At 39.7% G+C, this 12,467-nt stretch carries 9 protein-coding genes; 3 read left to right on the forward strand and 6 right to left on the reverse strand.

Features of this window, described 5'->3' with window-relative positions; all coding sequences use genetic code 11:
- Positions 1–153 precede the first annotated feature (153 nt).
- On the reverse strand, positions 154–1,059 hold the full coding sequence (locus AB4263_RS15175) for a LysR family transcriptional regulator (protein ID WP_102370533.1): 906 nt from the start codon (positions 1,057–1,059) through the stop codon (positions 154–156).
- Between the two features lie 652 nt (positions 1,060–1,711).
- Here AB4263_RS15175 and AB4263_RS15180 point away from each other — a divergent pair.
- On the forward strand, positions 1,712–2,293 hold the full coding sequence (locus AB4263_RS15180; RefSeq protein ID WP_102370534.1) for an NAD(P)H-dependent oxidoreductase: 582 nt from the start codon (positions 1,712–1,714) through the stop codon (positions 2,291–2,293).
- Positions 2,294–2,341: 48 nt separating this feature from the next.
- Positions 2,342–3,322 (forward strand): alcohol dehydrogenase catalytic domain-containing protein, encoded by a 981-nt coding sequence (locus AB4263_RS15185; protein ID WP_372042973.1) that lies wholly within the window; start codon positions 2,342–2,344, stop codon positions 3,320–3,322.
- A gap of 347 nt (positions 3,323–3,669) precedes the next feature.
- On the opposite strand, the gene AB4263_RS15190 is transcribed toward AB4263_RS15185, so the two are convergent.
- Both AB4263_RS15190 and AB4263_RS15195 read right to left on the reverse strand, forming a co-directional pair.
- Positions 3,670–4,638 carry an FAD:protein FMN transferase gene (locus tag AB4263_RS15190; protein ID WP_372042972.1) on the reverse strand — a complete coding sequence of 323 codons (969 nt, stop codon included), beginning with the start codon at positions 4,636–4,638 and terminating at the stop codon, positions 3,670–3,672.
- A gap of 46 nt (positions 4,639–4,684) precedes the next feature.
- A complete protein-coding gene (locus tag AB4263_RS15195) occupies positions 4,685–7,705 on the reverse strand; it encodes a flavocytochrome c (RefSeq protein ID WP_372042971.1) in 3,021 nt (1,006 codons plus the stop codon).
- 739 nt (positions 7,706–8,444) lie between these two features.
- Here AB4263_RS15195 and AB4263_RS15200 point away from each other — a divergent pair.
- A complete protein-coding gene (locus AB4263_RS15200) occupies positions 8,445–8,765 on the forward strand; it encodes a hypothetical protein (protein ID WP_372042970.1) in 321 nt (106 codons plus the stop codon).
- A 339-nt stretch (positions 8,766–9,104) separates the two neighbouring features.
- Here the strand turns inward: AB4263_RS15200 and AB4263_RS15205 are convergent, their stop codons facing one another.
- The 3 genes from AB4263_RS15205 to AB4263_RS15215 form a co-directional block, all read right to left on the reverse strand.
- On the reverse strand, positions 9,105–9,689 hold the full coding sequence (locus tag AB4263_RS15205; protein WP_082239881.1) for a DUF2913 family protein: 585 nt from the start codon (positions 9,687–9,689) through the stop codon (positions 9,105–9,107).
- 87 nt (positions 9,690–9,776) lie between these two features.
- Positions 9,777–11,657: a methyl-accepting chemotaxis protein gene (locus tag AB4263_RS15210; RefSeq protein WP_372042969.1), complete on the reverse strand. Its 1,881-nt coding sequence runs from the start codon at positions 11,655–11,657 to the stop codon at positions 9,777–9,779.
- A 265-nt stretch (positions 11,658–11,922) separates the two neighbouring features.
- Positions 11,923–12,467: EAL domain-containing protein (locus AB4263_RS15215; RefSeq protein WP_372098451.1), on the reverse strand; the 545-nt coding region annotated here is incomplete at its 5' end.

Raw genomic sequence — 12,467 nt, forward strand, 5'->3', positions numbered from 1 at the left:
ACTATCCTGCCAGATAGGGGTAATCACACATCGCAAGTTGCGATGCGCAAGTTGCGATGTCCCATTGTGTGTGTCTAAATGATACATTCTAGAGTGGCGCCAAAGAATGGGAAATTATTCATACTAACGTGTAATGCTGGCACCAAAGAGCAACTACATAAACTCATTATTATCAATTTTAAGATTTCTTTTTATGAATTCAATGAACGATGAAATTCTCAAGGATGTTACTGAGTTTTTATAGTAAATGGCATGAATGGGTTGTTCAACTCTGAGAGAAGAATCTTTGAACAACTCAACCAAACGACCACTTTTCCTATCTCTATATGTCATAAAGTCAGATAAACATGCTATACCTGCTCCGCTTAATGCTAAATGTCGAATGACCTCGCCATTATCTCCTTGTAAGTTACTCGTTGCTTTAAAGACCTTGTCGATTTCATCTTTGAGCGGCCAATTTTTCAGAATATCAGGCTTACTGAACCCTAAAAGCTTATGATTAGATAGTTCATCGCATCGTTTTGGTATACCAAACTCTTTAAGATACTCAGGACTCGCAAGAATGCGTATCCTGCTGTTGCCAATAAATACTGCTCTTAATGTTGAGTCTTTAAGTTGACCAATACGAATAGCGATATCGATGTGCTGTCCTACTAGATCAATGTTTTCTTCGCTTGTAGTAAGATCTATTTCAACGTCAGGATAAAGCGCTTGATAACCGGAAAGACAAGGAGCAAGTCCGTGAATGGCAAAGGGCGTCGCTGTATTAATGCGTAAAAGACCTGAAGGCATATCTTTCTGGGCTTTCAATTGGTGCTCAGCTAAATCAACCTCTTCAAGTATTCTTCGTACTCTTTTTAAGTAAACACATCCTTCAGAAGTAACGCTCAACCTACGCGTAGTACGACTCAATAAAGTTGTTTCTAGTTTTGCCTCTAGCCTTGAAATAGTTCTGCTCACTGCGGCTGGTGTAATGGAGAGGATTTCTGCTGCTCCTCTGACAGTTCCAGTATCTACAACAGCGACTAGCGCTTTCATCTCATCCAAAGTCGACTTCATTCGTTACCTTTTGTAAATTTAAAATTAACTATTATTAACTTTAGTTAACTTACTTTGCCAAGTAAAGTTTGTGCTAATACCTACAAAGACATAAAAAACTTTGGGGGCATAATGACAATACTTTCATTTGGTATGGGTATTTTTCGCTTAAAGCACGAAATAGTAAAAATTCAATAATGAATGCGTTGGAAGTTGGATACAGTGCAAGCACTGCTTGAAGAAAATCGTTGGGGTTAACAAAAGTTAGCGTGTCAAATTTTAATAATTACCTATAAAAAGCACTTTTTCGATAGGTAGAAACAGCATAGCCACCAACCAAATTGAGCTTAGTCCAAATCTGAAAACCCGAGACTTGTAACATTTATACCGGAAAAGGATAAACATATAACGTCGTATATGACTTTAGCTTATGGGGAAAACTGCTAAAAGCTCCACTGATTATTGATATCTCAAGCGGAAATTGTACTGACATTGGCATTAACAAAGGGATATTCCATGATTCCTTCGTCAACTCAACACGCAAATCTAATCAATAACCCACAAGCACAACAACTCCAAATATCAAATGAAGATATAACATTGATCGATGAACTTTAGTGAAACGGACGTCAGGTCAATCCTGATGGTTTAGCTACAAAATGGGACGACTAGTATGAGTAATATATTGATTATCAACGGTGGTAAAAAATTTGCCCACTCAAATGGGGCGTTAAATAGCAGTTTAGTTGAACTGGCTCAAAGGTATTTAACTGAGCTCGGCCATAACGTGAAAGTTACTGAAGTTGATAATGGTTACGACATAGAAACTGAAATTGAAAAGTGGTTATGGTCAGATATCGTTATTCACCAAAATCCTGCTTGGTGGATGGGCGTACCATGGACTGTAAAGAAATACATTGATGACGTGTTCACCCTTGGTCATGGTCGCTTGTACCAAAGTGATGGTAGGACAAGAAGTGACAGTGAGAAAAATTACGGTACAGGAGGATTGATTCAAGGTAAAAAATATATGCTTTCTGTAACGTGGAATGCTCCAGAACAAGCATTTAATGATCCATCCCAGTTTTTTGATGGAGTTGGTATAGACGGTGTTTACCTACCATTTCATAAGGCTCATCAGTTTTTGGGAATGACTCCTATCAAAACTTTTATGTGTAATGATGTTATCAAAAGCCCTGCAATAGAGAACGACTTTGAAAGATACAAGGCTCACTTGAAGCAGTTTTTCAATTGATTCACGAGCTATAAGTTTTCAGCAATATAGAATAAATAGGACAATAAAATGGCAGAAATAAACTACGCATGGACTTTTAATGCAGAGACTAAAGAGCCCGAAGATTTAGAACTACGTGAACTCGAATTGCCAAAATTATCAAAAGAGGAGATTTTGATAAAAAATCTTGCCATCGCATTAAACCCTGTCGATTGGAAAGTGATCCACCCAGGTATGGTTAGCCAAGATGGTTATCAAGTCGCAGGTGTCGATGGGTGTGGGGTTGTGGTTGCCAAAGGGCCAAATGCCAACGTTAATATCGGTGACCACGTCGCTTATCATCAAAGCTTAGCGCGACATGGATCTTATGCTCACTACTCAGTGGTAGACAGCAGTGTCGTATTCAAAGTCGACCCCGAGTTGGACAAAACTATCGCTGCAGCATTGATGTGTACTGGGCTTACTGCTTGGCAAGCTATTGAAAAGCTTCCATTAGCAAAAAATGCGCGATTTATTGTTAATGGTGCAGGGGGATTAGTCGGACGGTTAATCGTCGAGCTAGCGCTATCTCGTGGTTATGACGTCATAACTATTTCAAGTGCCTCACATCATGATAGTCTCATACAGTCAGGAGTTAGTGCAGTGTTTGATTATAACGACGAGAACTGGAACAACGCGTTAGTTGAATATTTGGGAAATGAACGCGCATTTATTGCAGTAGACACAGTAAACAAAGAAAGTGCTGAAGCCATGTATCCATTTTTGGATGTAAACTCGCACTTGATTGTGATTCAAGACCGAATAGCATCAAATCCATTCCCTGGTTTTGATAAAGCTATTTCAATCCATGAAGTAGCCTTAAATGCCTTCCACAAGTATCCTTCTAAGCGTGAATTAAAAAGCTTGCGTGTTGGGTTTGAATATTTGTGTAAAAATTGTTCTCACATTGTTTCAGGCCGATTAGATAAGATTAACTTTCAGGACATCCCCAAAAGCCTGGCCAAGTTAAAAGCTGGTTATAGAGGAAAATTAGTCGCTCAAATTGAATGATTTACAACATTACACATTTCAGCAATAACTAGATAAAAAACTTTTAAGTCTCCCAAAATATGGAGACTTAAAATAGAAAATAGGCCAACTAATTCCTTCCGACTTACCGCATTGATTTATGAGCCCATAAGTCAATGCGGTGCCTAAATAACTGTTTACGGTTCTAGGAGAAATAGCGAGTTGATGTAGCTCAATAAGGTGACGAAGACGAATGCTTTTTAGGAAACAAGGTTCAGCATTATTGATACGAGTATCATGTTGTTAATTGGTGAAAAAGTTAGTCTTATAACATTTTCATCATGCTCTAAAACGCACTTACTTGAGAAATAGTTTTTATTTACATATCGTTATATATATGCGAACTTCTTGTTACACTTTTCTATAATAATTTGACCGTCATCGATAAGTCCATCAGTAACGTGAACTTTACCTTGTTCGGAAATGACAATAGCTTCAACGTGTGGTCGTTGATTCAAGTATGCTAATGCGTCGTTAGCCGAAGACAGAAACCCCGCCGTACTCCAAATTTCACCATCGATAGACAGTTTGGAAATGATCGTGACGCTTACGATATCAGTAACGATTGGTTTGCCGGTTTTTGCATCTAGTAAATGGTGGTATTGTTTGCCGTTATGTTCAATGAAACGCTCATTAACACCGGAGGTTACAACGGATTTACCTTTAATAGGTACCATTCGGCAAACTTGACCTCTCGCGCCAAATGGATCTTGAACCCCAACATTCCATGGCTTTTCGCTGCTACCGAGGACGCATCCTATAGTTAATACGTTCCCTCCTAAATTAATGTAACCAGACACTACCTTTTGACTCACTAAGTACTGTTTTATTTGATCTGCAAAATAGCCTTTAGCTATGGCGCCTAAATCAACCTGCATACCCACTTTAGTTAAGAACACGGTTTGGTAAACATCATCAAAGATAATTTGCGAAGGGTTCACAAGGTGAAGCTTTGATACAAGTTCAGCATCAGAGGGTAATATTGCGTCTTTGAAACCTATGCGCCATGTTTTGATCAAGGGACCAATAGCAATGTTAAAAGGGTTATTGCTATCAAGACTCACTGTGGTAGCGATTTTAAGCAATTCATACAAATCAGTTTTGACACGCACAGGGCGAACCCCTGCATGGACATTGACGTTCATCAGCTCTGAATGAGGCTGATTCACAGTAAAACGCTGCGCGAACTCTTGGAGTTGAAGATAGCAATCCTTTAATAATTGTTCGCCATTGTGATGATGAACTGCAAGATCAATAAATGTCCCCATCATTTGAAAACGAGTTTTATAGTAGGACATATGTGTCTCCAAATAGGAATAGGGAAGCCAGAGGCTTCCCTTTTGTTTACGAATTTCTATGAGATACGTTCTTGCCTGCGATTCGGCCGAATGTGAAGATATCAATTAAGGCGTTACCACCGAGGCGGTTGCCTGCGTGAATCCCCCCCGTAACTTCACCAGCGGCATACAGTCCCGGAATTGGTGCTCCCTGTTTATTTAACACACGAGCGTTATTGTCTATCTTGAGGCCACCCATCGTATGGTGTACAGATGGTTTTCTAGGCGTTGCATAGAAAGGAGCCTTCTCAATTTTCAGACCAAGAGCACCTTTATTGAACTCAGGATCACGTCCGTTATCGACGTAGGAATTATACGAACGAATGGTTTCACAAAGCTCGCAGGCCGGAACATTGATCTTATGCGCTAACTCTTCTATCGTGTCGGCTTTAATGATAGTGCCTTCTTTAATTTCACGCTCGATGGTTTCGTCTGTTGTGTTGGCAGCTGTTTTACGAATCTCTTCATCCGCAATCATATAAATCACACCACCGTTATCGAAAAACGAGTTAGAAAGTACATCGCGGCTTTCACATTCGTTTACAAAGCGTTTGCCTTTTTGGTTAACAAACACAAAGTTTTCTGGTGGAACAATCAAGCCGGTGAGCAACGCACCTGATTTAGGGTCGCCAATTGGCATCAGTTGGATATACTCCATACCAACCAACTCTGCTCCCGCATTTTCACCTATGGCAATACCATCACCGACAAGTGCTGGTGAATTGGTAGTCTTGATGTCATCAGCAATTTCGCTCCAGTAGTTATTATACTTCTGAAGCATTTTAGTGTTGGCACCGAATCCACCAGATGCTAATACCACACCTTGTTTCGTAGTCAATTTATACTTAGTACCGTTTGAATGAGTAGCATTAATACCTACCACTTGACCATCTTCAATAATTAAATCGTCTGCGCGTGTATCGGTGATAATACGACCACCCTGAGCGATAATGTGTTTCTGTAGTTTCTCAACGAACTCAGCACCTTTAGGGCGATTAGGCTTGTGAGCTCGGCGCCATAGAGCACCAACGGCAATGTCGACCATATCCCTGTTAAAATCGATTCCTTTCTCTGTTAACCAGTCGATCGACTCCATAGCGCGGCTAGTCAGTGTATGTACAAGATCGTACTGACCGTAGATTGATTCACCTTTTAGGTTTGTACGTTTGCCGCCAAGGTAGGTCTGAATCAAGTGCAGTTCTGTTGAGTCAAATAGATAGTTGTTACCCGCAGCAACATCAAGAAAATAATTCTCTAACTGATCCTTCAACGTACGGAAGTCTGAGAGATACTCTGCCGCAATTTCAGATTCTAATGTGTCGGCAATTACTTTTAAATAATCAGCTTCTCCGGCTAAGGCAGGGAACGCTTTTTGCCATTTAGGCTCTGCTGCGTTAACCCAGCCCCCAGTGCGCACGGTGTTGCCACCGATAGCTGGGAATTTTTCAAGCACAATGACTGATTGTTGTTTATCCAAGGCGGTAAGCGCTGCGCTCAAACCTGCACCACCACCACCCACAACCACTACATCGACCGTGTCTTCAATTGTTTCCGTTGACCACTCAACTGCCTCTCGAGCTTTGCAACGTAAAGCTTCTGAGTTACCACCAGCCAAATCAACGGCATTAGAAACACCATCAAGAACAGCTTGACTACTGACGGTTGCACCCGAAATAACGTCAATATTTAATGTTTGTCCATCAAGTATTTGCTGTGGAATACGTTCAAACGCAGGATTGGCAATACCATCTGATTCTTTTGATGAGTCAACGGCGATATCAAGTATCTTGCCTTCCGAGAAACTAACCGTGACAGGAAGTTGACCGTTATGACCATAACCGTAAGCTGTGTATTCACCCGGTTCGAACTTGATATCAACGCTTTGAAGTTCCTTAATGCGTTGGTGCTTTAATGCTTCAGCGGCACTGTCAATGATCATGTAATCCATTATCTCCCATAAAGGTGTTGGGATCATCAATGCGTGTTGTTGAGCAATATCCGCAAATTCAGCACAGATTTCGCCATTCATGGATTTCTTTGCCCATGTAGGTTCGACAAGAAAGCCTTTACCAATACTGACTATGTCATAGCCAAGATCAAGTGCTGCATCAGCATCTTTACGTTGAGCAATGCCGCCGACACCAATGATCGGGATTTTAGCGACATTCTCAGACTTCAATGAATGGAATTTACTGATAAGCGGCTCTTTGTCTTCTGGATTGACAATAGAGCTTCTAGCATAATGACCCATTGAGAAATGGAAATAATCAAGACCACTTTGAGCAAGTTTATCAAGAAGGAACATACTATCTTCAAATCGGATACCTGGTTCTTCAATTTCTTCTGGAGAGAAACGGTAACCAATGATGAACTCAGAGACTTGATGAGACGCCACTACGTGTTTCGCCTTCTCCAAAATAGCGAGTGGGAATGCGGTACGCTTTTCAATGTCGCCGCCCCACTTATCAGTACGTCGGTTGGAATGCGGGGAAAAGAATTGTTGGATCAGATAAGTATTGGCTCCATGGATTTCGACGCCGTCAAAGCCAGCAAGAATAGCTCGATTAACTGCATTGCCGAAATTTTCGATCATGCCAACGATCTGTTTTTCGGTCATTTCTAGTGGTGTTTCTGCGTTATCGCGCTGGGCAGCAACAGGACTAGCAGAGACCGGTTGATGGCCGCCGTTGAACTCACCATTAGCCATGCGCCCTGCATGGTAAATCTGTAAAATGGCCTTCGAACCATTGTTTTTGATCGCTGCCGCTAATTTTTTAAGGCCAGCAATTTTACTGTCATGGTTAATACCCAGAGCTCCGGGAAAAGCACGACCATAATCTTCAACAAACGCACTCTCAACAATTACAGCCCCTGCATCTCCCGAACGAGAGGCGTAATAGTTCACCATTTCTTGTGTCACACCACCATCAAAAAAAGCTGACTGAATAGTCATTGGTGCCATAACAATACGGTTTTTAAGCGTGGTCTGAGAGAAATCAAACGTAATATTCTCTATTAATTTTATCATGATTAGTATTCCCTATATTAATTAATTCTTATATGAAATATCCCTTAAGATCCGAACACGCATGTCTACATGCAAAGCACACTTTCCAAGGGATTTTTCATATAAGAAAGAAATCTTTAGACAAATTACACCTAAAAATACTATGGATAATCTTTGTGAGAAAAATGAAAGGTTTGCATTTAGCAAATGCATTAAACGCATACATTTTGAGGTTAAACATGTATAAGATGCATTTAAAGTTGCTTCATATTACACGGACTGGTTGAGATATCTTGTGTAGTTAAATTTAAATTAACTTTAATAACAACAACTTATGAACAACAACCATTATAATCACATGTATCTCAACCATTTTTAAGTGCTGGAATATGCGGAAACTTTGCAGGTTGTGTAGGGCGAATCAGAGTAGACGACATGAATGTAACATCAGCTGTGGTGTTCATTTAAAACTAAGATTGCAATAAGGAGAGCTTCACCTATATGTATTGCTAAACGGCAACCACTACCTCTAAACGATTGATGCGCCTTGATCCTAGTGATGAATAACTATAGGAGGAAAGTCGCTCAGATTGGTTTATAAGTTGACCAATCTTAGTAAGTATCGAAATCAAATTGACCAGCTTATATACTTCTCGATTTTGAAAAGTAAAACCCTGTAGTCATTGAAATTGGTGACAGTTCTGGAAACGACTACCGAACCAACCACCTAAATTTATGGAGTAACATCGTACTTAAAACGATGAAAAATGAGCCAGCTAACAAAGCCCAAAAGCTTACCTTTTTGCATGTAATCGTCGACACAAACACTCATGAAATTATTGCAACCGAGTTAAGTTTATCGACGGTTAAAAATGGAGAAGTCATCCCGAACTTACTAGAACAAACACACCGAGGTATTCTTGTAATGTCTGATGATGGTGTTTATGGCATGAGAGCGTGTGACGCTGCTGTTTATATTAAGCGAGCTATTGTTCTTATTCCTTCGAGAGTAAGACAACCTTTTGGGGAGCGTGGTCACCCTCAAAATCATGCCATGGATTGCCAGGAGCTAGATGGTTAAAATTAGTATTGGAAAGAGCAGTATGGATACCACAGGTGTTTACTGGTAGAAGCAACGATTTATCAGGACGATTGAGCTTAAGAAATAACAATGCGTATCGTATTGACTAAGAAACAAACGAAAAGGGTGTCGAGGTATCTAAACTTACCTATGCAACAAAGTCATCACTAGGCCAAGTATGATGGAAAACATTCATACTTGGCCAGATAAAGTTTAAATTAGAAATACAGCCAGTTCTCTTCATAACTTGTAGCAACAGTTCCCATCAGTTATTAATATTGTTTTTATGAAAGAAATCATAACCCTTTGTCATGTTTTTCAAAAAACAATTACGAAAAATCAACACGCCTTAACTGGATATAGATAAACAGACATCAGTCCACAATGTGATATATTGCCCTCTTCGACTTTGTGAAAGCCGAATTTTTGAATATAGCTTGTCAGAGTGAAAATATTGATACCTGATAAGATCATCAAAATAGGCTTCACTTGGCACTTGCCTTCAGAGAAACAATCTTCCAAATTTTTTTTAGACACATATAAGGTATTCGGTTGATACTCTACAACACCTTCAGTCAAATCGGCTTTGATGCCATAATCTTCATTTAAGTGTTCAAGTAGGTAATGAAGCTTATGCATATCGTTGACTTTTTTCCTATTATTTAGGGATAACTCTCGAAGTTCGCAGAGTCGTTTTTCAAGCAGATTAGCATTCGCTCTACCAGTCAGTACAATCGACCTTAGGTCTTTCTTAATCAGTTTATACTTCGCTTGCTTTATTTTTGGTTTAAACCATTTCACCAAGATTTGGGAGCGGGCTTCTCTAGAAACATATTGCTCAGTGGTCGCTACTGAGATCCAAAGATGTAACAATGCGTTATCTATCGTGATGGATAGAAGCTGCTCATATTTGTAATTCGACATCACTATCTTTTTTTTATTGGGTCAAATATGAAGATGTGCGCATCGGAATGCCCATCTGATGCGCACATTTCTCGATAATCAGCTCAACTAGATTTTGAAGAAATCCAGTTCACTCTTTTGTGTCTCTGCGAGCCTAGCCAGCTCAGACGATGCCTGAAGCGTTTCATCAATACCCAATACATTTTGCTGCACAAGGTCGAATGCGAGCGTAGTGTTCTTTGAGATATCTTCCGTTACACTAAATTGTTCTTGTGCGGCAGTCGCAACCATGGTGTTGATATCAGAGATAGACTCCACTGACGTGGATATACCTTCAAAGGAAGCCTTTACGTTGTCTGCGAGTTGAACCGATTGTTCAATAAGCTCGACATTTTGAGCCATATTACATTGAGCCCGCTCTGATTGCTTTTGCAGCTTTTCGATGATTTCTTGAATACTAACAGTCGATTCCTGAGTTTTGGAAGCCAGACTTCTTACTTCATCCGCCACCACAGCGAAGCCACGACCATGTTCACTAGCCCTTGCAGCTTCAATCGCTGCGTTTAGCGCAAGTAAGTTGGTTTGTTCTGAAATGGAATTAATCACCTCCGTCACCGAACCTATTTCAATCGCATACCGGCGAAGTTCATCTACTATATGAGCACTTTCATTCACCGACGCTTCAATGGACCCTGTTAATAAAATATTTTCTTCAAGCGTTTTCTTGCCAAGTTCCACATTTTCTTTGGCTTTTCTAGCCTCTTCTTCAGCTGCTACAGCTTGTTGGCTGACCTCCTGAGAGGTAGAAGATAGTTCATTAATAGCAGTAGAAATCTGTTCCACTTGGGAAAGTTCTTCCTGAGCATTGGATTTTGTATCGTTCATGATCATGTTCAGCTCTTCCGATGCGGAGGATACATTTTCAGAAATGCCATGCGAGTTTTTAATTAGTTTTGACAGTTGGTTCGACAGCTTGATAAGTGACTGATAGATACCAGTTTCACTTCCCGTTGATTCAACGCGCTGCGTAAAGTCGCCTTTAGCCATCAACTCCATCAAACCAGCTATCTCATTCGGAGTACCTCCGACAGGTTTTAGTACTAGCCTATTAACTGTTACCAACAATATGACCAAAGCCACCAACAGACTTACAACACCCACTATGATAGAAATAACAAGTTGATTGTCAGCACCTTTTTCTATTGTGGCATCTTTAATAAAGCTGACAAATTGCCAGCCTGTAATCTCCAGTTGAGTCCAAAAAGCGGAGAACGCAATGTCATCACCATTGACAGAAGCGCTATAGTTTAACTCTCGATTACTAGTATTAAATCCCTTGTAAAGGGGACGCTCTTGGTAAATATTTTTACCTCGTAGCTCAGGGTATGGCGCGACTAAAATGGTACCATCTTCTGTGTATAGGAAAATATCTTCTCGTTCTGCGATAGATTCCAGTAGAGAGTCTAGATTAACCGTGGTGATCACAGCAACATCGCCATCAATCTTATATGCCATTGCTACAACTTCTCGATTAGTCACCGCAGACACAAATGGAGCAGAAAAGAAGAACACTTTGCCTTCGTTGAACACCGCCTTGTAATAAGAGCGGCCTAAGTCCCGAACGTTGAAGTCTTGTTTCTCACCTTTAACATTATAAATGCTACCATCAATATTGATGAGGTAAGCACCTTCAATAAATTGGATTTGTGTCCGATACAACATCTCAAGTTGGGTAATAGCTTTGTCGGAAAGGCCATTGGTCGACATATCAGATTTACTGACTTTTACGCCAGAAAGAACACTTCGATATCCCTCTATCTTTTGGGATAGATTTTCATCAATTGTTGCGTTTTTTTCTTGTAACACTTGCCTATGAAGTTCTATGCTTTCTTCCTTAAAGGACATAAAACCAATCGCTATCAGCGTAATAACGATAAATGCAATAATTGCACCGATTGTTCCTAAAATTCTTACTTTAAACTCATTCATACACACCAATTACACTTATATATCTAAAAGGACAAAACATGATCGTACCTAGTTCCTAAAGGCGAACCACACTTTTCCAAATATCGGCTTTCCTTGAGATACTCCGGAATGTGACGATCAAACATTTTATTACTTAACCTCAGAAAAATGACCATTAAAGTTATCGTTCAATTAAAAAACCTGAAAATGGATTAATAACCTTATTTTTAATATAATCTCTATCTGAGCTCGTTCAAAAAATCATCTTATGCCTATTTATTTTTAATTATGTTAATGCCGAAGGCCTTCCAAAATAAAAACCTTGCGTATAATCAACATTCAAAGTTGATAAAGCATCTATCTGCTCTCTGGTTTCAACCCCTTCAACGATAACTATTGCACCTTCTTTCTTAGAAAACGATATACCATCAATAAGTGAGATATTCCCATCTGATATATAACTATCCAAAAGAGACTTATCAAGTTTAATAAAATCTGGGGCTAATGACTTAACTCGCTCTTCATTAGAAAAGTCAACTCCAAAGTCATCGATAGCAATTCGAATACCGTAGGATCTGAACATTTCAATGCCAGAAATTAATCCTGAAATATGCTTATCCTCAAACTCTGTTACTTCAAAAACAAATTTTTCAAATGCTAGACCCTCTTTGTCTATTCTACTAGTAAAATTAAAGATAAAGTCAACATTGTTATAAATCGTTGAGAACATACAAGGAGACATATTAATAAATAGCTTTAAGTTTCGATAAGGAGATTGAGAGAAATTGCGCACATGAATATCATAGCAAACAGCGGTGTTTTTCAAGGTAG

Source organism: Vibrio sp. 10N.261.55.C5 (assembly GCF_041470505.1).
In the GTDB taxonomy this organism is placed as follows: domain Bacteria; phylum Pseudomonadota; class Gammaproteobacteria; order Enterobacterales; family Vibrionaceae; genus Vibrio; species Vibrio crassostreae_C.

Coding starts and splice junctions, on each gene's coding strand:
- AB4263_RS15195 (WP_372042971.1), bottom strand. CDS start 7,705: ATGATAAAATTAATAGAGAATATTACGTTTGATTTCTCTCAGACCACG.
- AB4263_RS15190 (WP_372042972.1), bottom strand. CDS start 4,638: ATGTCCTACTATAAAACTCGTTTTCAAATGATGGGGACATTTATTGAT.
- AB4263_RS15185 (WP_372042973.1), top strand. CDS start 2,342: ATGGCAGAAATAAACTACGCATGGACTTTTAATGCAGAGACTAAAGAG.
- AB4263_RS15200 (WP_372042970.1), top strand. CDS start 8,445: ATGAAAAATGAGCCAGCTAACAAAGCCCAAAAGCTTACCTTTTTGCAT.
- AB4263_RS15205 (WP_082239881.1), bottom strand. CDS start 9,689: ATGTCGAATTACAAATATGAGCAGCTTCTATCCATCACGATAGATAAC.
- AB4263_RS15175 (WP_102370533.1), bottom strand. CDS start 1,059: ATGAAGTCGACTTTGGATGAGATGAAAGCGCTAGTCGCTGTTGTAGAT.
- AB4263_RS15180 (WP_102370534.1), top strand. CDS start 1,712: ATGAGTAATATATTGATTATCAACGGTGGTAAAAAATTTGCCCACTCA.
- AB4263_RS15210 (WP_372042969.1), bottom strand. CDS start 11,657: ATGAATGAGTTTAAAGTAAGAATTTTAGGAACAATCGGTGCAATTATT.